Genomic DNA, 22,647 nt, shown 5'->3' on the forward strand with positions numbered 1-22,647 from the left:
CCACCTCGTCGCAGTCATTAGCCTCGTCGTTTCAGCGCTCGGTTTGGGTCTGCAGCTGCGCTGCCGGGCGGCTCAACAGGCTGCCCAGCACGAAGGCGACGCCGCCGCCCAGCAGGCCGCCGTAGATTGGGCTGTTGGCGTCGATGCCGTGCCAGACCATCAGCCCCACCACGCACAGGCTGCCGGTCAGCATGCTGGCGATGGCGCCGGCGCTGGTGGCGCGCGGCCAGAAGATCGCCCCCACCAGCGGGATCAGCATGCCGCCCACCAACAGGTTGTAAGCCAGGGTCAGCGCCGCCAGCACGTCGCGCACCACGAATGCCAGCCCCAGCATGACCGCGCCCATGAGGAGCGTGGTGAAGCGCCCGGCGGCCAACCCGCCGGAAGGTTTGCGCCGGATGGCCGGCAATACGTCCTCCAGCGCGATGGTGGAAGAGGCCAGCAGGCAGGCGCTGGCGGTGGACATCAGCGCCGCCAACGCCGCGGCGGCCACCAGCCCGCTGACGCCGACCGGCAACACCGCCTGCGCGATAGCGGCGAAGGCGCCGTCGGTGTTGCTGAGCGACGGCAGCACGATCTTGCCGGCCATGCCGATCAGCGCGCCGGTCACGCCGTACAGCACGCAGTAGACGCCCGCCCCCAGCCCGGCGAAGCGGGCCACGTTGGCGCTGCGGGCGGTAAATACCCGCTGCCAGATGTCCTGGCCGATCAGAATACCGAAGAAGTAGATCAGGAAAAATACCAGAATGGTGTCCAGCCCGATCGACGACAGCTGGTAGTAACCGGCGGGCAGCAGGCTGGTGAACGCCTCCCAGCCGCCGGCCTTGACGATGCTCATCGGCATCAGCACCAGCATCATGCCGACGGTCATGATGATGAACTGAATGATGTCGGTCAGCGTCAGCGACCACATGCCCCCCAGCGTCGAATACAGCACCACCAGCCCGCCGCCGAGCAGGATAGACGCGCTGAACGACAGGCCGAACATCACCTGCATCACGCTGCCGATGGCGATGATCGAAGTCACCGCCACCATCAGATCATACGCCAGCATGATCGCGCCGCTGGTAACCCGCGCCGCCGGATGATAGCGCCGCGACAACACCTGGCTGACGGTATACAGCTTCAGCTTGAGCAGCGGCTTGGCCAGCACCAGGCTCAACACCACGATGCCCAGCCCCAGCGCGCCGCACAGCCAGACGCCGGAGATGCCGTAGGTGTAGCCGAGCTTGACGCTGCCGATGGTCGACGCGCCGCCGAGCACCACCGCCGACAGCGTGCCCAGATACAGCCCCGGCCCCAGGTTGCGCCCGGCGACCAGATACGCCTCTTTGGAATTGGCGCGGCGAATGCCCATCCACCCCACCGCGCCTATCACCAGAAAGTAAAACACCACGACCAGCAGATCGAGATTCATGGGTACCTCCACTCCGTTGTTATTGTTATCAGGGGCCCCGACGCAACCGCTCCGCCGGTAGGGTCAGTGCGCCGCCTCAGCGGGCCGGCAGCACGCACAACATTTCAAACAGCAGGTTGGCCGCCAGCAGCGCCGTGTTGCCGGAGCGATCGTAAGGCGGCGACACTTCCACCACATCGCCGCCCACCAGGTTCAGCCCGCGGCAGCCGCGCACGATCTCCAGCCCCTGCCAAACCGACAGCCCGCCGACCTCCGGCGTGCCGGTACCCGGCGCGAAGGCCGGATCCAGCCCGTCGATATCGAAGCTGAGGTAAACCGGCGCATCGCCCATCTGTTCGCGGATCTCCGCCATCAGCGGCGTCAGCGATCGGTGCCAGCAGGCCTCGGCCGGCACCACGCGAAAGCCCTGACGGCGCGACCAGTCGAAATCGTCCGCCGCATAGCCGCTGCCGCGCAGGCCGATCTGCACCACTTTTTCCGGCGCCAGCAACCCCTCCTCGAACGCGCGGCGGAAGGTGGTGCCGTGCGCCAGCTGTTCACCGAACATCTCCTCGTTGGTGTCGGAATGCGCATCGACGTGGATCAGCCCGACCGGGCCATGTCGACGGGCGACGGCGCGCAGCACCGGCAGCGTCAGCGTGTGGTCGCCGCCGAGCGTCAACGGCATGCAGCCGTGCGCCAGGATCTCGTGGTAAGCCGCCTCGATGCGCTGCACGCTGTCCGCCAGGCTGTAAGGGTTGATAGCGACATCCCCCAGATCGGCCACCTGCAGCCGTTCGAACGGGGCGGAGCCGGTGCCCATGTTGTAGGGGCGGATCATCACCGATTCCTGGCGGATCTGGCGCGGGCCATAGCGGGTGCCGCTGCGGTTGGAGGTGCCGATATCCAGCGGAATGCCGACAAAGGCGGCGTCCAAACCGCGCGCCTGTTCGGCGGCGGGCAGGCGCATCATGGTGGGGATACCGGCAAAGCGCGGCATATCGTTACCGCTTTGGGGTTGGTTCAGCATGGCGTTTCCTTGTCTTGATCTGCGATAAATTGAAACATTTTAGCAACATTCGCAGACTACCCCGCTGGCCACCCCGGCTACCATTCCCGCTTTTGCATGTAAACATCGAAAAACGCGATGTAACTAACTTATTGAAGTATTGATTTTTATTTCAACTTCATGCCATAAGGGAGGCCATATCTTCAGCGCCGCACCTATTTTCTCGATGTTAAAAATGGGTTAACCGGCCGACGTTCTGCGGAGGGGACGATGCTCACCAACCTAAGCGATATCGATCTGAAACTGCTGCGGGTATTCGTCGCGGTGGCGGAAGCTCAGGGCGTCAGCGCCGCGCAGGAAGCGCTGCTGATGAACCAGTCCACCATCAGCACTCACCTGGCCTCGCTGGAAACCCGGCTGGGTTTTCGCCTGTGCCAGCGCGGACGCTCCGGCTTCAGGCTGACGCCCAAGGGCGAACGCATGCTGATCGCCTGCCGCTCGCTGTTCAACGCCGCCCGCGACTTCACCCGGGTCAGCCAGTCGCTGAACGGCCTGCTGACCGGCGATCTGCAGATCGGTCTGGTGGATAATCTGGTTTCGCTGCCGGGCAATCCGTTCAGCCAGGCCATCAAACACTTCCAGCGCCGCCACCAGGACGTGCAGTTGCAGTGCCGCATCTGTTCGCCGAACGAGATTGAGCAAGGGCTGCTGCACCGGCAGCTCGATCTGGGCATCGGCTACTTTGGCCAGCAGTTGGAGGCGTTGCGTTATCAGCCGTGGCTGGAGGAGACGCAGGCTATCTACTGCAGCGCGGATCACCCGCTGTTCGCGGTGGAAGAACCGGAGCGCGAGCAGATTGAAAACGCGCGCTGGGTCAAGCGCGGCTACCTGCTGGCGCAGCAGCTGTGCCCGATCGCGCCGCCTCACCTGGCGGCGGTGGCCCACCATATGGAAAGCGTCGCCCATCTGGTGCTGAGCGGCACCTGTCTCGGCTATCTGCCCACCCACTACGCGGCGCGCTGGGTGGAACAGGGGCTGCTGCGGCAGCTGGGCGGCGCGGCGCTCTCATACCGCGCCACGCTCAGCCTGATCAGCCGCCCCGTCCAGCCCGACGAGGCGTTGAACGCGCTGCTGGAGGATTTGGCGCGCGCCGCACGCCAATCACTTCATCGCTGAGAGGCCAGCGCCCGATTCATGGCAAACAGCGTGCCGATTAAAGACAGGATGAGGAGCCCAATGATGGCCCAGGCGAAAGAGGCCGCCCCGCCCTTGTCGAGCAGCATGCCACCGACCGCGCCACCGGCGGCCACGGCGGTATTCCAGCCCGTCGTATACATAGACTGCGCCACGTCGGCCGCGCGGCCGGAAAGGCGTGACAATGCCGTCTGCGTGAGGGTGGCGAAACCGCCGAAAGCCGCGCCCCACAATGCGACCGCGAGATAAACCATCGGAGCCATCCTCCCCCCACTCCCCAGCAGCATCGCCGCGAGGGCAAAGATGACGATGCTCATCACCGTAAGAGATTGGACTCGCCGATCGACCAGCATCCCGGCGACGCCCAATCCTGCAATCGCGCCCAGCCCGAAGATAAACAGCACGATATCGACCCGCTCGGATAACCCCGACGGCGTGAGGAAAGGCTCCAGGTAGATATACAGAATGTTGTGGGCAACGATGAAGGTGAACACCACAAACAGCACGGCGCGGATCCCGCATTGCAAGAATACGCCGCTCAGAGACGGACGATGTTCCTTAGCCTGGCCGGGGAAATCCGGCACGATGGCAATGATCCACACCACGAGCATCAGCGCCATCAACGTCATCAGGCCAAAGGCGCCTTGCCAGCCGATGGCTCGACCAAGCAACGTGCCGAGCGGAACGCCGAGCACCAGCGCCAGGGTGGCGCCGGCGCCGGAGATCGCAATAGCGCGGCCGCCAAGATGGGCCGGTGACATGCGCACGGCGTAACCGGCCAGCAAGGACCAAACGATGCCGCCGAAAACGCCGGCGAAGAAACGCGTCGCCAATGAGACGAGGTAATCATGCGACAACGCCGTGACGAGGTTGACGATGGCAAAACCGCAGATCGCACTCAAGAGCAAGGGGCGGCGCCGCATGCCTTGCGTCAATGCGGTGAACGGAATAGCGGCGACCAACGCCCCCACCGCATAGGCGGTGATGAACTGCCCCGCCAGACTTTCAGATACGTTCAAATCGCCCGCGATCGAAGAAAGCACGCCCGCCGGCATGATCTCGGTCAGCAGCGTGATAAAAGCGGCCATCGCCAATGCCAGCAGGCCCCCCAGCGGCAACCGCTCGCTGCTCCCGGCAGGCGCAGATATCGTCGTTTGATTCATCAATCACTCCCCATTCAAAGATGTTTCCGCTCATTGCGGATGACGGTTGCATCATGCTGCCCACTCGCCGATAAAAGAAAAACAGGCTAAAGTGAATAACACTCATGACAAAAAAGTCATCAATAGAATGGAAGCCTATGGAAAGTCTGGGTTCTCTCGATGTTTTCGTGCGGGTCAGTGAAAGCCGCAGTTTCACGGCGGCCGGACAACAGTTGGGGATCTCCGCGTCGGCGGTCAGCAAAACTATCGCCCGGCTGGAGGAACGGCTCAGCGTGCGGCTGTTTCACCGCTCCACCCGCACGGTCAACCTAACGCCGGAAGGGGCTTTGTTCCTGGAAAGGTGCCGACGCATTTTGAGCGAGGTGAAAGAGGCGGAAGCCGAACTGTTGCAAACGCGGGGAACGCCCCAGGGCAAGCTGCGCATCAGTCTGCCGTCGCTGGGCACGCTTTTCATGCCAAAACTGGGGGACTTCAAACGCCGCTATCCTGAGATCGAGCTGGATATTGATTATTCGGATCGGCTGGTTGACGTGATTGAGGAAGGTTTCGATGCCGTTATCCGCAGCGGAACCCCGAGCGACTCACGGCTGGTTGCCCGCCGGCTGGGTACCTGCCGCAAGGTTTTCGTTGGCGCGCCGGGTTATTTCAGCAAAGCGGGTATGCCAAGCAAGCCCGAGGATCTGACAAGCCATGCCCGTTTGCATTATCGCTTCCCCAGCACCGGCAAACTGGATGTCTGGCCGCTGGGAGACAAGACGGAGATGATCCCCGAACGGCCGGCAAGCATGGTGACAAATACTCTCGATCCGCAGGTGTGCTTCGCGGAGCAAGGGCTCGGCATCGCTTATTTGCCGGAAATCGCCGTGCGTAGACAGCTGGAACAGGGCAGCCTGGTGACGGTCCTGGATGAATACGACCGCGAGAACATGGTTTTTCATGTCCTCTGGCCGTCGGGCCGCCACCTGTCAGTCAAAATCAGGCTGTTCGTCGACTTTGTGACGAGCCACCTTTTCCCGCTTTAAACGGCGTAGGCTGCCTTAACTGACCGGCATGCGCGCCGGATCGGGATACTGGTACTCAAAACCCAGCTCGTTGCAGATGCGGTTGCCGTCCACCAGCCGCTCATCCTGCTCCGCTTCGTCGGCGAACTGCGGCGGCTCCAGGTGCAGCTGCTCGGCCAGCGCCGGATAAAATTCGCGTTTGGCCGGATGACGCGGCGCGCACAGGTTGTATACGTGGCCGCCCTTCGGCAGCTTCAGCAGCAGTTGGATGGCGGCGATGACGTCGTCCTGGTGCACCAGATTCACCCCCTGCGAACCGCCCTTCACGTCGAGTTTGCCCGCCAGGAAGCGGCCGGGGTGGCGATCGGCGCCCACCAGCCCCGCCAGCCGCAGAATGTCCACTGAGGTATTCGGCAATTCATGCAGCCAGCGCTCCAGCTCGGCCAGCACCCGGCCCGACGGCGAGACCGGCCGCAGCGGCGACTCTTCGCGCAGCGTGCCGGCGGTTTCGCCGTACACCGAGGTGGAACTGGTAAAGATCACCCGCGGCACGCCGAAGGCCATCGCGCTGTCCACCAGCATGCGCACCGCATTGAAATAGTTCTCGCTGCCTTCGACGGTGCGCCGTGCGGGCAGCGTCACCACCAGCGCATCCACGCGCAGCAGCGATTCCAGATCGTCCGGATCGCACTCCAGCTCCGGCGTCAGCTCCAGTTGATAGCATTCGATGCCGCTCATGCGCGCGGCCTCGACGCCGTCCGGCGTGGTTTTGCTGCCGACCACGTCATACCCGCGCCCCATCAGCGACAGCGCCAACGGCATGCCCAGCCAACCCAAACCAATAATGGCTACCTTTTTCATCCTCTTCCTCTCCTGAAGATCGCAGCGCCCTACCCCTAAGGCTACGCCACTGTGCACGGCGATACAATCTGCCCGGCTTAAGGTTAGGTAAAGCCGTGTGTGGCTAATAACCTAACCTGTTTCAATAAATTAAATTTATGACGTTAAAAAAGGGTTGCGCGGTGGACAGAGGATAGTTTAGCTTAATTGGCATACGGTTTTTACCGGCTTTTGATTAGAGAAAAACACCATGACACGCGTTCAGTTCAACCACCATCATCACCATCACCCTGACTAGTCTTTCAGGCGATGTGTGCTGGAAGACGGTTTGTTAATCTTCCAGTGGCGCGCAGAACGCAAGAGAGAGCCCTCGGAAGATTTCTTCCGAGGGTTTTTTTTTGGCTTCGGACAGACAGAAAGAATATTTTTACAACAAATTCATAAAATTACAGATTAAACAGAGGTTACCATGCTGGACAAGACACGTTTACGGATCGCAATGCAGAAGTCGGGCCGCCTGAGCGAGGAATCCCAGGAACTGCTGGCGCGCTGCGGCATCAAGATCAACCTGCAGCAGCAGCGTCTGATCGCCTTCGCGGAAAACATGCCGATCGATATCCTGCGCGTGCGCGATGACGACATTCCGGGCCTGGTGATGGACGGCGTGGTCGATCTGGGCATCATCGGCGAAAACGTGCTGGAAGAAGAGCTGCTCAGCCGCCGCGCTCAGGGCGAAGACCCGCGTTACTTCACCCTGCGCCGCCTCGATTTCGGCGGCTGCCGCCTGTCGCTGGCCACCCCGCTCGACGCCGAATACACCGGCCCGCAAAGCCTGCAGGACGCACGCATCGCCACCTCTTACCCGCACCTGCTGAAGCAATACCTCGACCAGCAGGGCGTGCGCTTCAAATCTTGCCTGCTGAACGGTTCGGTGGAAGTGGCGCCGCGCGCCGGCCTGGCCGACGCCATCTGCGATCTGGTCTCTACCGGCGCCACGCTGGAGGCCAACGGCCTGCGCGAGGTGGAGGTGATCTACCGCTCCAAGGCCTGCCTGATCCAGCGCGACGGCGAAATGCCGGAAGCCAAACAGCAGCTGATCGACCGCCTGATGACCCGCATTCAGGGCGTGATCCAGGCGCGTGAATCCAAATACATCATGCTGCACGCGCCGAGCGAAAAGCTGGACGAGATCGTCGCGCTGCTGCCGGGCGCCGAACGCCCGACCATTCTGCCGCTGGCCGGCGCGCAGAACCGCGTGGCGATGCACATGGTGAGCAGCGAAACCCTGTTCTGGGAAACCATGGAAAAACTGAAAGCGCTCGGCGCCAGCTCGATTCTGGTGCTGCCGATTGAAAAGATGATGGAGTAACGCCATGTCGACCTTCAACACGCCGATCGATTGGGCAACGTGCAGCGCCGAACGCCAGGCCGAGCTGCTGATGCGCCCGGCAATCGCCGCTTCCGACAGCATCACCCGCACGGTGAGCGAGATCCTCGACAACGTGAAGGCCAACGGCGATCGGGCGCTGCGCGACTACAGCGCCCGCTTCGACAAGGCGGACGTCGCCGCGCTGCGCGTCAGCGCCGAGCAGATCGCCGCCGCCTGCGCGCGGCTGGGCGATGACATCAAACAGGCGATGGCGGTGGCCGTCGCCAACGTGGACACCTTCCACAACGCGCAGCGACTGCCGGCGGTGGACGTCGAAACGCAGCCGGGCGTGCGCTGCCAGCAGGTGACTCGCCCAATCGACTCGGTGGGCCTGTATATTCCCGGCGGGTCGGCGCCGCTGTTCTCCACCGTGCTGATGCTGGCGACGCCGGCGCGCATCGCCGGCTGCCGCCGGGTGGTGCTGTGCTCGCCGCCGCCGATCGCCGATGAGATCCTGTATGCAGCACAGCTGTGCGGCGTGCAGGAAGTGTTTCAGGTCGGGGGCGCGCAGGCGATCGCCGCCCTGGCGTTCGGCACCGAAAGCGTGCCGCGCGTGGCGAAGATCTTCGGGCCGGGCAACGCCTTCGTGACCGAAGCCAAGCGGCAGGTCAGCCAGCGCCTCGACGGCGCGGCTATCGACATGCCGGCCGGGCCTTCGGAGGTGCTGGTGATCGCCGACGCCGGCGCCACCCCGGCGTTCGTCGCTTCCGATCTGCTGTCGCAGGCCGAACACGGCCCGGATTCGCAGGTGATCCTGCTGACGCCGGACGCGGCAATGGCGCAGGCAGTGGCCGAAGCGGTGGAAAGCCAGCTGGCCGAGCTGCCGCGCGCCGAGACCGCCCGCCAGGCGCTGGCGAGCAGCCGCCTGATCGTGGCGCGCGATCTGCCAGAGTGCGTGGCCATCAGCAACCGCTACGGCCCGGAGCACCTGATCATTCAGACCCGCAATGCGCGCGAGCTGGTGGACGGCATCACCAGCGCCGGCTCAGTGTTCCTCGGCGACTGGTCGCCGGAGTCCGCCGGCGATTACGCCTCCGGCACCAACCACGTGCTGCCGACCTACGGCTACACCGCCACCTGCTCCAGCCTGGGGCTGGCCGATTTCCAAAAACGCATGACGGTGCAGGAGCTGACGCCGCAGGGCTTCAGCAACCTGGCCGCCACCATCGAGACGCTGGCCGCCGCCGAGCAGCTGATCGCCCACAAGAACGCCGTGACCCTGCGCGTCGCCGCCCTGAAGGAGCAAGCATGAGCATCGAAAAACTGGCGCGCGCCAACGTTCGCGAGCTGACCCCTTATCAATCGGCGCGCCGCCTCGGCGGTAAGGGCGACGTGTGGCTCAACGCCAACGAATACCCGATCGCGCCCGAGTTCCAGCTGACCGCGCAAACCTTCAACCGCTATCCGGAGTGCCAGCCGGCGCAGGTAATCGAACGCTACGCCGCCTACGCCGGGGTGAAGAAAGAGCAGGTGCTGGTCAGCCGCGGCGCCGATGAAGGCATCGAACTGCTGATCCGCGCCTTCTGCGAGCCGGGCAAAGACGCCATTCTGTTCTGCCCGCCGACCTACGGCATGTACGCCGTCAGCGCCGAAACCTTCGGCGTGGAGCGCCGCACCGTGGCCGCCAAAGAGGACTGGCAGCTGGATCTGCCGGCCATCGCAGACAGCATGGACAACGTGAAGCTGATCTACGTCTGCAGCCCGAACAACCCGACCGGCAACCTGATCGACCCGGACTCGCTGCGCAACCTGCTGGAGCTGGCCAAAGGCAAGGCGATCGTCGCGGTGGACGAAGCCTATATCGAGTTTTGCCCGCAGGCCTCGGTGGCCGGGTGGCTGAGCGACTATCCGCATCTGGCTATCCTGCGCACGCTGTCGAAGGCCTTTGCGCTGGCCGGCCTGCGCTGCGGCTTTACGCTCGCCAACGAAGATCTGATCGCCCTGCTACTGAAGGTGATCGCGCCTTACCCGCTCTCGACGCCGGTGGCGGATATCGCCGCGCAGGCGCTGAGCGAAGAAGGTATCCGCACCATGCGTCAGCGCGTCACCGACATCGCAGCCACCCGCAGCTGGCTGCAGCAACAGCTGGAAAAATGCGCCTGCGTCGAGCAGGTTTTCGCCAGCGACAGCAATTACCTGCTGGCCCGCTTCACCGCCTCAAGTAATGTGTTTAAAAGCTTGTGGGATCAGGGCATTATCTTACGAGACCAAAACAAACAGCCCGGGTTGTCCGGCTGCCTGCGCATCACCATAGGCACCCGCGACGAATGTCAACGCGTGGTGGACGCTTTGTCCGCCCTGCCCGGCGCCAACCAGACTCGCCAGGAGCCAATGTGAGCCAAAAAATCCTCTTTATCGATCGTGACGGCACGCTGATCGCCGAGCCACCGGAAGATTTCCAGGTTGACCGCCTGGACAAGCTGGCGCTCGAGCCGGACGTGATCCCTTCCCTGCTGGCGCTGCAACAGGCGGGGTATCAGCTGGTGATGATCACCAATCAGGATGGGCTCGGCACCGCCAGTTTCCCGCAGGAAACCTTCGATCCGCCGCACAACCTGATGATGCAGATCCTCAGCTCGCAGGGCATTCAGTTCGCCGATGTGCTGATCTGCCCGCACCTGCCGGCGGACAACTGCGACTGCCGCAAACCGAAAACCGCGCTGGTGAAGGGCTACCTCGAACCCGGCGTGCTGAATGCCGCCCACAGCTACGTGATCGGCGATCGGCCGACCGACGTGCAGCTGGCGGAAAACATGGGCATCCAGGGGCTGCGCTACCAGCGCGGCGTGCTGGGCTGGAAAGAGATCGTGCGCCAGCTGACCCTGCGCGACCGCCACGCGCGGGTTAACCGCGTGACCAAAGAGACGCAGATCGACGTCAACGTCTGGCTGGATCGCGAAGGCGGCAGCAAGATCAAAACCGGCGTCGGCTTCTTCGATCACATGCTGGATCAGATCGCCACCCACGGTGGCTTCCGCATGGAGATCGACGTCAAAGGCGATCTGTATATCGACGATCACCACACGGTGGAAGACACCGGTCTGGCGCTGGGTGAAGCGCTGAACAAGGCATTGGGCGACAAGCGCGGCATCGCCCGCTTCGGCTTCGTGCTGCCGATGGATGAGTGCCTGGCGCGCTGCGCGCTGGATATTTCCGGCCGCCCGCACCTGGAGTACAAGGCCGAGTTCAACTATCAGCGCGTCGGCGATCTCAGCACCGAAATGGTCGAGCACTTCTTCCGTTCGCTCTCTTACACCATGGGCTGCACGCTGCACCTGAAGACCAAGGGCAAAAACGACCACCACCGGGTCGAGAGCCTGTTCAAAGTGTTTGGCCGCACGCTGCGCCAGGCGATCCGCGTCGAGGGCAATACCCTGCCGAGCTCGAAAGGAGTGCTGTGATGAACGTGGTGATTTTGGATACCGGCTGCGCCAACCTGGCCTCCGTCACCTACGCGGTGCGGCGCCTGGGCTATCAGCCGGAGGTGAGCCGCGATCCTGAGATCGTGCTGCGCGCCGACAAGCTGTTCCTGCCGGGCGTCGGCACCGCGCAGGCGGCGATGGATCAACTGCGCGAGCGCGATCTGGTCGAGCTGATCAAGGCCTGCACGCAGCCGGTGCTGGGCATCTGCCTCGGCATGCAGCTGCTGGCGGCCAGCAGCGAAGAGAACGGCGGCGTGACCACGCTCGGCCTCATCGATACGCCGGTCAAGCAGATGACCGACTTCGGCCTGCCGTTGCCGCACATGGGCTGGAACCAGGTGTCCGCGCAGACGGGCCACCATCTGTTCCGCGGCATCGATGACGGCGCCTACTTCTATTTCGTTCACAGCTATGCGATGCCGATATGCCCCAGCACCATCGCCCAGGCGAACTACGGCGAGCCCTTCACCGCCGCCGTGCAAAAAGACAACTTCTTCGGCGTGCAGTTTCATCCAGAACGTTCTGGAGCGGCCGGCGCGCAACTGTTGAAAAACTTTCTGGAGATGTAGGCAGCATGATTATTCCGGCTTTGGATTTGATCGACGGTAACGTGGTGCGTTTGCATCAGGGCGATTACGGCCAACAGCGCGACTACGGCAACGATCCGCTGTTACGCCTGCAGGACTATCAACAACAGGGCGCGCAGGTACTGCACCTGGTCGATCTGACCGGCGCCAAGGATCCGGCGGCGCGCCAGATCCCGCTGCTGCGCAAACTGCTGGCGGGGGTTAATGTGCCGGTGCAGGTCGGCGGCGGCATCCGCAACGAGCAAGACGTCAGCGCCCTGCTGGAGGCCGGTGCCACGCGCGTGGTGATCGGCTCCACCGCGGTGAAACAGCCGCAACTGGTGCAGAGCTGGTTCGAGCGCTACGGCGCCGACGCGCTGGTGCTGGCGCTGGACGTGCGCATCGACGCGCAGGGCGAGAAACGCGTGGCCATCAGCGGCTGGCAGGAGGATTCCGACGCCACGCTGGAACAGGTGGTGGAGCAGTTCCTGCCCTACGGGCTGAAGCACGTGCTGTGCACCGACATTTCGCGCGACGGCACGCTGGCCGGTTCCAACGTGGCGCTGTATCAGGCGATCAGTCGCCGCTATCCGCAGGTGGCCTTCCAGGCCTCGGGCGGCATCGGCAATCTGGACGACATCGCCCAGCTGCGCGGCAGCGGCGTTGCCGGCGTGATCGTGGGGCGCGCCCTGCTGGAAGGTAAATTTAGCGTTGAGGAGGCGATTGCATGCTGGCAAAACGGATAATCCCGTGCCTGGATGTTAAAGACGGGCAAGTGGTGAAAGGCGTGCAGTTCCGCAACCACGAAATCATCGGCGACATCGTGCCGCTGGCGCAGCGCTATGCGCAAGAAGGTGCGGACGAGCTGGTGTTTTACGATATCACCGCCTCGAGCGACGGCCGGGTGGTGGACAAAAGCTGGGTATCGCGCGTGGCGGAGGTGATTGATATTCCGTTCTGCGTCGCCGGCGGCATTAAAAGCGCCGAGGACGCCAGCCAGATCCTGTCTTTCGGCGCCGACAAGATTTCGATCAACTCGCCGGCGCTGGCCGATCCCGAGCTGATTAGCCGCCTGGCGGAACGCTTCGGCGTGCAGTGCATCGTCGTGGGCATCGACACCTGGTTCGACAGTGAAACCGGCAAGTATCACGTCAACCAATATACCGGCGACGAGAGCCGCACCCGCATCACCCAGTGGGAAACCCTCGACTGGGTACAGGAAGTGCAGCGCCGCGGCGCCGGTGAGATCGTGCTGAACATGATGAACCAGGACGGCGTGCGCAACGGTTACGATCTGCAGCAGCTGCGCCGGGTGCGCGAGGCCTGCAAGGTGCCACTGATCGCCTCGGGCGGCGCGGGCACTATGGAGCACTTCCTGGAAGCGTTCCGCGATGCGGACGTCGACGGCGCGCTGGCGGCGTCGGTGTTCCACAAACAAATCATCAATATCGGCGAGCTGAAAAGGTTCCTGGTTGAACAAGGCGTGGAGATTCGCGTGTGCTGACAGAACAACAGAACAACCAGCTGGACTGGGAAAAAACCGACGGCCTGATGCCGGCCATCGTGCAACACGCCGTTTCCGGCGAAGTGCTGATGCTGGGTTACATGACGCCGGAAGCGCTGGCGGCCACCGAGCAGAGCGGCAACGTCACCTTCTTCTCGCGCACCAAGCAGCGCCTGTGGACCAAGGGTGAAAGCTCCGGCCACTTCCTCAAGGTGGTCAGCATCACGCCGGACTGCGATAACGACACGCTGCTGGTATTGGCCAACCCGATCGGCCCGACCTGCCACCTCGGCAACAGCAGCTGCTTCCACCCGGCCGCCAGCGACTGGACGTTCCTCTATCAGCTGGAGCAGCTGTTGGCGGAGCGCAAGCACGCCAGCCCGGACAGCTCGTACACTGCCAGCCTGTATGCCAGCGGCACCAAGCGCATTGCGCAGAAGGTCGGGGAAGAAGGCGTGGAAACCGCGCTGGCCGCCACGGTCAACGATCGCGAAGAGCTGACCAACGAGGCCTCGGATCTGATCTATCACCTGCTGGTGCTGCTGCAGGACCAGGATCTGGACCTGAGCGTGGTGATCGGCCGGCTGCGCGAGCGGCATCAGAAAAAAGCGTGACGCTAACTCGCGCCCAATAAAAAAGCCGCCGGGCGTTAACCTCGGCGGCTTTTTTTATCGCTCAACGGGCGGGCTTATTCCATCCATTCGGTATGGAACACGCCTTCTTTGTCGATGCGTTTATAGGTGTGCGCACCGAAGTAGTCGCGCTGCGCCTGGATCAGGTTCGCCGGCAGCACCGCGGAGCGGTAGCTGTCGTAGTAGGCGATCGCAGCGGAGAAGGTCGGCGTAGGAATACCGTTCTGCACGGCATAGGCCACCACGTCACGCAGCGCCTGCTGGTACTCGTCGGCGATTTGCTTGAAGTATGGCGCCAGCAGCAGGTTGGCGATATCGGCATCCGCCGCGTAAGCGTCGGTGATCTTCTGCAGGAACTGGGCGCGGATGATGCAGCCGGCGCGGAAGATCTTGGCGATTTCGCCGTAGTGCAGATCCCAGTTGTTTTCTTTAGACGCGGCTTTCAGCTGAGAGAAGCCCTGCGCGTAGGACACGATCTTGCCCAGATACAGCGCGCGACGCACTTTCTCGATGAATTCGGCTTTGTCGCCGGTGAACGGCGCCACTTTCGGGCCGGTCAGCACTTTAGACGCGGCAACGCGCTGGTCTTTCAGCGAGGACAGATAGCGCGCAAACACCGACTCGGTGATCAGCGACAGCGGTTCGCCCAGATCCAGCGAGCTCTGGCTGGTCCACTTGCCGGTGCCTTTGTTGGCGGCTTCGTCCAGGATCACATCGACCAGGTATTTGCCCTCTTCGTCTTTCTTGGTGAAGATGTCTTTGGTGATGTCGATCAGGTAGCTGTTCAGTTCGCCCTTGTTCCACTCGGCGAAGGTTTCGGCCAGCTGCTCGTTGCTCAGGTTCAGCGCCTGCTTCAGCAGGGAATAGGCTTCGGCAATCAGCTGCATGTCGCCGTATTCGATGCCGTTGTGCACCATCTTCACATAGTGGCCGGCGCCGTCTGCACCGATGTAGGTCACGCAAGGCTCGCCTTCGGCAACCGCAGCGATTTTCTCCAGGATCGGCGCCACCAGCTCGTAAGCTTCTTTCTGGCCGCCAGGCATGATGGAAGGCCCTTTCAGCGCGCCCTCTTCACCGCCGGAAACGCCGGTACCGATGAAGTTGAAACCCTGGTCGGACAGTTCGCGGTTACGACGGATGGTGTCCTGATAGTAGGTGTTGCCGCCGTCGATCAGGATATCGCCCTTGTCCAGGTGCGGAGTCAGCGAGGCAATGGTTTTATCCGTTGCTTCGCCCGCTTTCACCATCAGCAGGATGCGGCGCGGTTTTTCCAGCGATTCGACAAACTCTTCAACGGTATAATACGGCGCCAGATTCTTGCCCGGGTTCTCAGCGATCACTTCGTCAGTTTTGTCGCCAGAACGGTTGAAAATGGAAACGGTGTAACCACGGCTCTCGATGTTCAGCGCGAGGTTGCGGCCCATTACCGCCATGCCGACAACGCCGATTTGTTGCTTGGACATTTAGGAACTCCTGTCTGAGATAATTACTACATTGTAATCAAATGGTTATACAACATAGTAGGGTTGCATTGCTTTATTGTACATGATTATTCCTAAGCATGTACCTATCGCAGCCATAACAATCTTTACAAAATCACGCACAGTTGGCGGTTCTATATACGCCCTGAGCGCATTGCTACATTACCGGTAACATTGCGGAAAAGAAAAGGTTCGGATGTGCGGTTTGCCGCACTCGTGTCAACGGCCAAAAATCAACCAGAACATGTGGTTCAAGATGAGGATATCGCATTGGCAAACCTGCTCCACACCTTCGAAAGAAGTCATCCCATTACGCACCACGCTTGCATTTTGGTCTGTAATCCTACAATTCCTAGCAATTGCACATATCTCATTTGAATATGTCATCACTGGTTACTAGGAACAGACTGAAACCCTGAAAATCCAGAGGCATTACAAGTGATTTAGTGGTAGGATATTAAAGGTTTTCTAGCCTATTTATGCTGAAAATAGTTTCAGCATATGAATGAAAACGAACACGCGCCCCCTTCTATTGGTTCTCGCTTACCAAGGGCGGTAGCGTGCTTTTTTAGACTAAACACGCTTGCGCAGAGCAACGCCCTGCCTAAAAATCAGGCAATCTGTACGCGAAAAACTCAGTGTTCACTTCCGCTTCATCAAGAAATGTGATGTTTTTTGCTGAAGTGAAGGCATCGAAAAATAAAAGAAAATCTCATGTATCATTGATGTGTTCCGCGACATTACCGTAGGACCGAAACGCGTTTGACAATAGCCAGTGGTAATGCGATGCGGGTGCGCACGGACAAAACAGATTATGTTCACGATATGAAAATCTCCGAGAGAAAATTTTGGCGTATTTTCCATGGAATGCTCGCGGAACAGTGTGTTTAGCCCTATAGCTATTTTCTCATCCTCCGCCATATCAATAACGCATCCGTTACACATGATTATGTTACGAAGAAAGTTAAACCATAAAGTCAAAAAAGTTAATCAATAGCCTAGGTGTTAAATGAATATTTTCTCTATTCTTGTTAAGACTTTTTATCGGTGTCTTCATACACTTACCACCAATAAGAATCTTGTTATTTCACTTTCAAAACGGGATATCGGCAGTAAATACAAAGGGTCATTCATCGGGCTTCTTTGGTCGTTTATTAATCCAGTATTGATGATGGTGATTTATACCTTCGTTTTCAGCGTCGTATTTAAAATTCGCTGGGGCGCAGGGGTAGACTCCAAAGGAGAATTTGCGTTAGCTCTATTTATTGGTTTGATTTTTTTCGGGCTTTTTTCTGAATGTATTAACCGAGCTCCCTCATTAATTGTTAATAACGTTAACTATGTTAAGAAAGTTGTTTTCCCAGTTGAAACGCTGCCGCTCGTGTCTTTGCTGACCGCGCTGTTTCAAATGGTGATAAATTTGATCGTCTGGTCGTTATTTTATGTGGCAATTGTAGGACTTCCTACCTGGCACATCCTGTGGTTACCAGTGATCATTGCGCCATTCCTCATGATGGTCCTGGGCGTATCCTGGTTTCTTTCATCTCTAGGTGTTTACTTAAAGGACATCGCCCAAGTCGTTGGCGTGCTCACCATGATTTTGATGTACCTCTCGCCGATATTCTATCCGATATCCATGCTGCCTGACGCCTATCATATCTTCATGCAACTCAGCCCGTTGACTTACGTGATTGAGCAGGCAAGAGATTGCATGATGCTGGGTAAAAATATCGCCTGGGGCAGTTGGGGCGTTTATACCCTCACCTCTTTCGTCATCATGCTGCTAGGTTATGGTTGGTTTATGTTCACGCGTAAAGGGTTTGCCGATGTCATCTGAATTCGCAATTTCAGTCAAAAATATTTCGAAACGATTTGAAATGTACGCAAACCCGAAGCATCGCTTATATCAGATGCTCTCGTTTGGTCACCGTACGTTTTTCAAAGAGTTCTGGGCATTAAACGGCGTTACCTTTGACGTTAAGCGCGGTGAAACACTCGGTATTTTGGGGCGTAACGGCGAAGGGAAAAGCACCTTGTTGCAGATTATCGCCGGTACGCTGACAGCAACCTCAGGGAGCGTCGAAGTCAATGGCAAACTGGCTGCGCTGCTGGAACTCGGCGCCGGTTTCAACCCTGAGTTTACCGGCCGTGAAAACGTTTATCTGAGCGGCATAATTCTTGGCATGACGCGCAGTGAAATGGATCAGAAGTTCCCTGAGATCGAAGCCTTTGCCGACATCGGCGAACATATCGACCAACCGGTCAAAACCTACTCCAGCGGAATGTATGTACGTTTGGCTTTTGCCGTTCAGGCTTGCATAAAACCTGAAGTGCTCATCGTTGACGAAGCACTGTCGGTCGGTGATGAGAAATTCCAACGCAAATGCTTCGACTATATCGAATCCCTGCGCGCGCAGGGATGTTCGATCATCCTAGTGACACATTCAACATCGACCGTAGAGAAGTTTTGCCAGCGCGCTATTTTATTGCGTAAAGGTCGGGTTGAAGCCATCGGTAGCGCTAAGGAAATCATCGATCAATACCATGCCCTGCTTTATTCGGACGAAAAGACCTACCTTCGTTATCTGAATAACATCGCTAAAAACACCAATAAATCAGCCGACGCGCCGGTAAAAGAAAGCCAGGACGCCGTCGCTGCCCATGAGGGCTCAATCGAGGAACAAGCCGAAAGCGACCTGACAAGCGGAGCACTGATTGAAAGTTGGATTATCAAAGATATCCACAATCAGCCATGCGATCTTTTCCGCGTAGGCGAAAAGGCTGTTATCAGCTTTGATATTAGCGTGTTTGGACCAATAGCAGAACTGCAAGCCGGTTTAGTCATCAAGACCGTTGAAGGCATCACGGTATTTGGCACCAGCACTTTATACCATAAAAAGAATATACATGATGCTAAGGGCGGCGATATTCTTAGGGCAACGTTTGAACTTGACCTGGCTCTGTGCGAAGGCAGCTATTTTGTTTCATTAGCTATCGCCAACGCCATCAGCCACGCTGATATGTCCTACCTTGATAAGAAAACTGACGTGATCGTTCTTAAGGTCATAGAGCCCCGTACAACTATGTCAGGTATTGCTGCCTTGCCTGTTTCGTTATCACTCGAAAAGTGGTCAGGAGAACATGAATAAATCAATACTTATCATAACTCAGTATTACTCTATCGGCGGGTTAGAGACCTATATAGACACCCAGGTAAAGGATCTGGTTGCCCACGGTTATCAGGTACATCTTATGTCTGCCGCTGTAGCAGACTCGACATTATTGCCCGAAGAACTGAGCTCATACCATGAAAATTCCGATTTGAATATAGGCTCAATCAGCCAGCTCATTCAGGCGATCGACACGATACGTCAAGTAATCAAAGAAAAGGATATTGATCTCGTTCATGTTCACCCCTTTGATTGCATTTTCCCCGCAGTGATTGCTGCAGATTGTGAGAAAATTCCCTCGCTATTGACGCTGCATGGACCACTGTCGCTGCAACATTTCACCAAGAACATTTATAATCAAACGCTGGCCATCTACTTTCTAAAGACACTGCAAACAATATTCTGCGTGTCTCAAGAAATAGCAGACCAACTGGCGGAAATTATCGACCATCCGTCGGTCATGATCGTCCCTAATCTGATCGATAATAATCAAATTCACAACACAGAGATAGAGTGCCCTGAGAATAAAAGCTGGCTGATCGCCAGCAGATTAGATAGTGACAAATCCGATGGTATTATAAGCTTCATCGATTTCGCAAGCCGCTGCGAATCCATAAGCGGCTTAGATATTTATGGGGACGGTGATAATGCACACCTAATTAGAACTTATGTAAGTGATAACGGTTACAATGAGTGGGTTCATTTTAAAGGTATCGTGAGCGATATTCCCGCAGTGATGAAAAATTATGCTGGGTTCGCAGGAATGGGACGTGGCGTACTTGAGGCGGGTTTTAGTCAGCTTCCTATCTGCCTGGTAGGATATGACGGCATCAAAGGAATACTTGATGACGAACTCTTTAAGCAAGCCGCCTATTGTAATTTTTCAGGCAGGAACTTGAGCAATGTCGATGAAGAACAACTCATAGCTGCATTTTCCAGCGCTCGTCCTCTTTCTCCATCACTGCTCAACCAATATCAAAGTGAAGGTCGATGGAGCCAAATTTTCGAAGGTTTCACGGCTCCTGATAAAGAAAGATATGACAACAGCGATTCTTTAAGCCTTTACCAAAATTTAGCAGAACCCCCTGAGTTGCAGCACGACGAAAATTATTTATACGCTAACGAATTTATTACCGCTATTTTCAAAACGGTAGCAAATCGTTTATTAGAAAGCCGCACTATAATAACCATGCACGATGAATGTTTAACCGAGAACGTCGGAATGAAAAATAAACTCGATAAGGAAATGGGGGATTTTCAAAGTAGTACGATCATCCCTCCGAGTGCCGAGCAGTCTGTGATGGCAAAATTAAGTGAACTAGAGCAGCAAAATCAATCGTTGCAACAAGACGTTAAATCTCTGGTTCAACTATTGACCTCTATGGCGGAACAGCAAAACCAGCATATGCAAACTCAAGCACAAGCCTTGGGGGCAACCTCACTGCAAAAGCTCAGATATTGGTTCCAGCTCACCAGCCAGTCTGTCACCAGACCAGACAAACGTTATGAATTAGCTAAAACCCTTTACTGGAAGCTTCCCGAGCCTCTAAGAGTGAAGCTACACTCACAACGTCATCGCTACGTGCAAAAATATTTCCAGTATCGCTGCAATGCCGCTGCAACTGAAATTACAGCGTCGGAAAACTTGCCGACATGGCTCTTAGAGGTGAACAACGCGGAAAAAATCATCTTTATTCCTTGTAGCTTTGAATTTGACGAACTGGTCAACCAACGTCCGATTAATGCGGCAAAATATTTTGCTGAAAAAGGGTATAAGGTTATTTTCATCGCCTGGCAATGGACACCGCAGGAGTCCCTGTCGAAAGGTTGCTCTCAGGTGTGGCAAAACGTTTACCAAGTGCCTTTGTATGAATTCGTCAACTTTACCAAACAATGCAAATTGAATGGTAAAACGGCGCTATTCATCATTACTCTGCCAGCACAGGTATTTATACCAGCTATCTACGATTTCAGAGCGCAAGGCTGTCACATTGCTTACGATATCATGGATGAGTGGGAGTGCTTCAATCAAGTGGGTCAAGCACCTTGGTATCTGCGAGGAGCGGAAGAAACTATCATATTACAAAGTGATTATGTATGTGGCGTTGCTCCATCACTGCGCGATAAATTCTCCTCGCTCCGAAGTGATATTGAGGTTATTGGCAACGGTTACTCAGAGAACGTATTGGGCGATACACGAAATATCGCGCAGAGCACCTCAAATAAAGTGGGTTACTTCGGCCACCTTACGGACTCCTGGTTTGACTGGGATATCATTTTTAAACTAGCCGAACATAACCCTCAGTATCATTTTGAAATTATTGGTTATGGCGAGCCCGAATGGGTTGTCGAAAAAGTGAAGCATTTTACCAACATCATGCTAGTTGGTAAAGTGATGCCGAAAGATCTCCATCAATATGTTAAAGAATGGTCGATCGGGTTAATCCCCTTCAAAAGTGGTGAGCTTGCCCAAGCGGTAGATCCTATTAAAATATATGAGTACCTTTATTTTGGTTTGCCAACGTTGGTAACAGGTATCGAACATATTAAACGCTATCCGATGACTTATTTTTCCGACGGAAGTGATATCCTTGAGTTGTTTAATAAAACATTAAATTGCGAGCGAAACTCATCCGAACTTGAAACATTCCTGAAAGAAACAACCTGGGCAGCCAGGTTCAAAAAAATGGAGTCAGACATTTTGACTCAAAATGGAATCGGAGAACTTTATGCTTCGTAAAATAGCATTTATCTACCCTTGGGCAACCCACGGGGGTGTTGAAAAGGTCATGCTTACTCGTGCAAAACTGCTAAATGACACGGGGATTTATCAGATTGACGTTCTCTTTACTCACGACTCTGGTGCAGCTAAAGCGATTAATTCCGCTCTGTCTGATTGTAAAAACGTCAATGTAAAAATAGTCAGCCTGAATTATCTGCAGGAGCAGAATTACCACTATATATTCTGTATCGATTTTCCTGCCGCACTTGAATTTTGCCATACTAAAAAACTCAAATACTTTGCAGAATGCCACACGCCTTATAAGGATAACAGAGCCTATCTGAGCAATATCCCGGAAAGTTGTTCGGCAATACTTTGTCCTTCAAACCTGTTCATGGAGCAACTTGAGCCTGAGTTGAAGAAAGTGCCCTGTCAACTATCACTGCTGCGCAATTTTGTTCCTTGGGATCATGTATCTCATGAGGCAGATAGTATTCCAACGTTACCGCGTTGGTCGAGAAGGCCTATCCTATTTTTGGGACGTATGGATAAGTTAAAAAACCCACTTGAACTATTAGATGCATTTGTTTCACTGAAAACGCGCCATCCTGAAAAATATATGCTTCTTCTGTGCGGCCCACAATCCTCTGAGATCGACATCAATACCGAGTTAGCAAGCCGAGGCCTGATTGGCGATGCCGTTGTCTTGCCGCCAGTGCCATTTTTAAAAGTTGATAAGCTTCTCATCGCAGTCTCCAAAGCAAATGGCATATTTATTTCGCCATCAACAGGGGAGTCCTTTGGGCTATCAGCTTCAGAAGCCATTTGTTCCGATATACCTGTCGTTTTATCCGATATCGAAGCACACCGGTATTTAGTGGCTCCCCGTGAGAAAGAGTTCACCTATCCTCTGCATGGTGCACGTCAATTGTCAGAAAAAATAGAGTTTATTTCTGAAAACTATGCAAATTCCAAAGTATCACTGTCCGAACTTAAAGATAAGTTTTCAGCTCATGCCTTTATGAGCGATTGGGATGAATTGCTACGTAGACACTAATTTCGACCATCCTATGCTGACTTTGCTTTCAGAATGGGGATGTTAATTTTTTGAGGAAGTT

At 56.8% G+C, this 22,647-nt stretch carries 20 protein-coding genes and 1 other annotated feature; of the genes, 15 read left to right on the top strand and 5 right to left on the bottom strand.

Annotated features, from left to right (window positions below; genetic code table 11):
* Positions 1 to 31: 31 nt before the first annotated feature.
* Positions 32 to 1,417, bottom strand: coding sequence for a sodium:solute symporter (locus ABTW55_RS03775; RefSeq protein WP_033646725.1), 1,386 nt, complete (start codon positions 1,415 to 1,417; stop codon positions 32 to 34).
* Between the two features lie 76 nt (positions 1,418 to 1,493).
* Positions 1,494 to 2,426, bottom strand: a complete 933-nt coding sequence (gene speB / locus ABTW55_RS03780) for an agmatinase (protein WP_039566780.1) — start codon at positions 2,424 to 2,426, stop codon at positions 1,494 to 1,496.
* Positions 2,427 to 2,675: 249 nt separating this feature from the next.
* Between speB and ABTW55_RS03785 the strand changes: the two genes are divergently transcribed.
* Positions 2,676 to 3,581: a LysR family transcriptional regulator gene (locus ABTW55_RS03785; RefSeq protein WP_060419849.1), complete on the top strand. Its 906-nt coding sequence runs from the start codon at positions 2,676 to 2,678 to the stop codon at positions 3,579 to 3,581.
* Here the strand turns inward: ABTW55_RS03785 and ABTW55_RS03790 are convergent.
* Positions 3,572 to 4,762 carry an MFS transporter gene (locus ABTW55_RS03790; protein WP_080431146.1) on the bottom strand — a complete coding sequence of 397 codons (1,191 nt, stop codon included), beginning with the start codon at positions 4,760 to 4,762 and terminating at the stop codon, positions 3,572 to 3,574. The two genes, ABTW55_RS03785 and ABTW55_RS03790, sit on opposite strands and share 10 nt — an antisense overlap.
* 137 nt (positions 4,763 to 4,899) lie before the next feature.
* Here ABTW55_RS03790 and ABTW55_RS03795 point away from each other — a divergent pair, with 137 nt between their 5' ends.
* A complete protein-coding gene (locus ABTW55_RS03795; protein WP_033637772.1) occupies positions 4,900 to 5,784 on the top strand; it encodes a LysR family transcriptional regulator in 885 nt (294 codons plus the stop codon).
* 15 nt (positions 5,785 to 5,799) lie between these two features.
* Here the strand turns inward: ABTW55_RS03795 and ABTW55_RS03800 are convergent, their stop codons facing one another.
* On the bottom strand, positions 5,800 to 6,624 hold the full coding sequence (locus ABTW55_RS03800; RefSeq protein ID WP_039566785.1) for an SDR family oxidoreductase: 825 nt from the start codon (positions 6,622 to 6,624) through the stop codon (positions 5,800 to 5,802).
* Between the two features lie 229 nt (positions 6,625 to 6,853).
* Here ABTW55_RS03800 and hisL point away from each other — a divergent pair, with 229 nt between their 5' ends.
* The 9 genes from hisL (at position 6,854) to hisIE (ending at position 14,138) form a co-directional block, all read left to right on the top strand.
* Complete coding sequence (gene hisL, locus ABTW55_RS03805) at positions 6,854 to 6,901, top strand: his operon leader peptide (RefSeq protein WP_100396937.1); 48 nt, start codon at positions 6,854 to 6,856, stop codon at positions 6,899 to 6,901.
* Positions 6,877 to 7,003, top strand: a sequence feature (His leader region). (Overlaps the previous gene by 25 nt.)
* Before the next feature lie 69 nt (positions 7,004 to 7,072).
* A complete protein-coding gene (hisG, locus tag ABTW55_RS03810) occupies positions 7,073 to 7,972 on the top strand; it encodes an ATP phosphoribosyltransferase (protein ID WP_060419852.1) in 900 nt (299 codons plus the stop codon).
* Between the two features lie 4 nt (positions 7,973 to 7,976).
* Positions 7,977 to 9,284, top strand: a complete 1,308-nt coding sequence (gene hisD / locus ABTW55_RS03815; RefSeq protein WP_060419856.1) for a histidinol dehydrogenase — start codon at positions 7,977 to 7,979, stop codon at positions 9,282 to 9,284.
* The gene (hisC, locus tag ABTW55_RS03820; RefSeq protein WP_041034253.1) at positions 9,281 to 10,369 is read left to right on the top strand and encodes a histidinol-phosphate transaminase; all 1,089 of its coding nucleotides are present in this window, start codon (positions 9,281 to 9,283) and stop codon (positions 10,367 to 10,369) included. Before hisD ends, hisC begins: the two co-directional genes overlap by 4 nt.
* A complete protein-coding gene (gene hisB, locus ABTW55_RS03825; RefSeq protein WP_033637767.1) occupies positions 10,366 to 11,433 on the top strand; it encodes a bifunctional histidinol-phosphatase/imidazoleglycerol-phosphate dehydratase HisB in 1,068 nt (355 codons plus the stop codon). The genes hisC and hisB overlap by 4 nt, the downstream gene beginning before the upstream one ends.
* Positions 11,433 to 12,023, top strand: a complete 591-nt coding sequence (gene hisH / locus ABTW55_RS03830; protein WP_060419859.1) for an imidazole glycerol phosphate synthase subunit HisH — start codon at positions 11,433 to 11,435, stop codon at positions 12,021 to 12,023. Before hisB ends, hisH begins: the two co-directional genes overlap by 1 nt.
* A 5-nt stretch (positions 12,024 to 12,028) precedes the next feature.
* Positions 12,029 to 12,766 carry a 1-(5-phosphoribosyl)-5-[(5-phosphoribosylamino)methylideneamino]imidazole-4-carboxamide isomerase gene (gene hisA, locus ABTW55_RS03835; protein ID WP_060419862.1) on the top strand — a complete coding sequence of 246 codons (738 nt, stop codon included), beginning with the start codon at positions 12,029 to 12,031 and terminating at the stop codon, positions 12,764 to 12,766.
* Positions 12,748 to 13,524: an imidazole glycerol phosphate synthase subunit HisF gene (hisF, locus tag ABTW55_RS03840; RefSeq protein WP_033637764.1), complete on the top strand. Its 777-nt coding sequence runs from the start codon at positions 12,748 to 12,750 to the stop codon at positions 13,522 to 13,524. The genes hisA and hisF overlap by 19 nt, the downstream gene beginning before the upstream one ends.
* Entirely contained in the window at positions 13,518 to 14,138 is a 621-nt protein-coding gene (hisIE, locus tag ABTW55_RS03845) for a bifunctional phosphoribosyl-AMP cyclohydrolase/phosphoribosyl-ATP diphosphatase HisIE (protein WP_033654609.1), read from the top strand. The genes hisF and hisIE overlap by 7 nt, the downstream gene beginning before the upstream one ends.
* A 74-nt stretch (positions 14,139 to 14,212) precedes the next feature.
* On the opposite strand, the gene gndA is transcribed toward hisIE, so the two are convergent.
* The gene (gene gndA / locus ABTW55_RS03850) at positions 14,213 to 15,619 is read right to left on the bottom strand and encodes an NADP-dependent phosphogluconate dehydrogenase (protein ID WP_004938815.1); all 1,407 of its coding nucleotides are present in this window, start codon (positions 15,617 to 15,619) and stop codon (positions 14,213 to 14,215) included.
* Positions 15,620 to 16,646: 1,027 nt separating this feature from the next.
* On the opposite strand from gndA, the gene ABTW55_RS03855 reads away from it, so the two are divergent.
* The 4 genes from ABTW55_RS03855 to ABTW55_RS03870 are packed head-to-tail and all read left to right on the top strand — an operon-like array spanning position 16,647 to position 22,586.
* Complete coding sequence (locus ABTW55_RS03855) at positions 16,647 to 17,474, top strand: ABC transporter permease (RefSeq protein ID WP_060419864.1); 828 nt, start codon at positions 16,647 to 16,649, stop codon at positions 17,472 to 17,474.
* Entirely contained in the window at positions 17,464 to 18,786 is a 1,323-nt protein-coding gene (locus ABTW55_RS03860) for an ABC transporter ATP-binding protein (protein ID WP_033654607.1), read from the top strand. The genes ABTW55_RS03855 and ABTW55_RS03860 overlap by 11 nt, the downstream gene beginning before the upstream one ends.
* Complete coding sequence (locus ABTW55_RS03865; protein ID WP_060419866.1) at positions 18,779 to 21,547, top strand: glycosyltransferase; 2,769 nt, start codon at positions 18,779 to 18,781, stop codon at positions 21,545 to 21,547. The genes ABTW55_RS03860 and ABTW55_RS03865 overlap by 8 nt, the downstream gene beginning before the upstream one ends.
* Complete coding sequence (locus ABTW55_RS03870; protein ID WP_072008428.1) at positions 21,537 to 22,586, top strand: glycosyltransferase family 4 protein; 1,050 nt, start codon at positions 21,537 to 21,539, stop codon at positions 22,584 to 22,586. Before ABTW55_RS03865 ends, ABTW55_RS03870 begins: the two co-directional genes overlap by 11 nt.
* Positions 22,587 to 22,647 lie beyond the last annotated feature (61 nt).

It is taken from the genome of Serratia sp. SM04 (assembly GCF_040280225.1).
Lineage (GTDB): Bacteria > Pseudomonadota > Gammaproteobacteria > Enterobacterales > Enterobacteriaceae > Serratia > Serratia sarumanii.

Bases quoted from the DNA above. Each gene is read 5' to 3' on its own strand.
- ABTW55_RS03870 (WP_072008428.1), top strand. From the start codon at position 21,537: ATGCTTCGTAAAATAGCATTTATCTACCCTTGGGCAACCCACGGGGGT.
- hisD (WP_060419856.1), top strand. From the start codon at position 7,977: ATGTCGACCTTCAACACGCCGATCGATTGGGCAACGTGCAGCGCCGAA.
- hisH (WP_060419859.1), top strand. From the start codon at position 11,433: ATGAACGTGGTGATTTTGGATACCGGCTGCGCCAACCTGGCCTCCGTC.
- ABTW55_RS03860 (WP_033654607.1), top strand. From the start codon at position 17,464: ATGTCATCTGAATTCGCAATTTCAGTCAAAAATATTTCGAAACGATTT.
- ABTW55_RS03795 (WP_033637772.1), top strand. From the start codon at position 4,900: ATGGAAAGTCTGGGTTCTCTCGATGTTTTCGTGCGGGTCAGTGAAAGC.
- speB (WP_039566780.1), bottom strand. From the start codon at position 2,426: ATGCTGAACCAACCCCAAAGCGGTAACGATATGCCGCGCTTTGCCGGT.
- hisA (WP_060419862.1), top strand. From the start codon at position 12,029: ATGATTATTCCGGCTTTGGATTTGATCGACGGTAACGTGGTGCGTTTG.
- ABTW55_RS03865 (WP_060419866.1), top strand. From the start codon at position 18,779: ATGAATAAATCAATACTTATCATAACTCAGTATTACTCTATCGGCGGG.
- ABTW55_RS03775 (WP_033646725.1), bottom strand. From the start codon at position 1,417: ATGAATCTCGATCTGCTGGTCGTGGTGTTTTACTTTCTGGTGATAGGC.
- hisC (WP_041034253.1), top strand. From the start codon at position 9,281: ATGAGCATCGAAAAACTGGCGCGCGCCAACGTTCGCGAGCTGACCCCT.
- ABTW55_RS03855 (WP_060419864.1), top strand. From the start codon at position 16,647: ATGAATATTTTCTCTATTCTTGTTAAGACTTTTTATCGGTGTCTTCAT.
- hisG (WP_060419852.1), top strand. From the start codon at position 7,073: ATGCTGGACAAGACACGTTTACGGATCGCAATGCAGAAGTCGGGCCGC.
- ABTW55_RS03785 (WP_060419849.1), top strand. From the start codon at position 2,676: ATGCTCACCAACCTAAGCGATATCGATCTGAAACTGCTGCGGGTATTC.
- hisF (WP_033637764.1), top strand. From the start codon at position 12,748: ATGCTGGCAAAACGGATAATCCCGTGCCTGGATGTTAAAGACGGGCAA.
- gndA (WP_004938815.1), bottom strand. From the start codon at position 15,619: ATGTCCAAGCAACAAATCGGCGTTGTCGGCATGGCGGTAATGGGCCGC.
- ABTW55_RS03800 (WP_039566785.1), bottom strand. From the start codon at position 6,624: ATGAAAAAGGTAGCCATTATTGGTTTGGGTTGGCTGGGCATGCCGTTG.
- ABTW55_RS03790 (WP_080431146.1), bottom strand. From the start codon at position 4,762: ATGAATCAAACGACGATATCTGCGCCTGCCGGGAGCAGCGAGCGGTTG.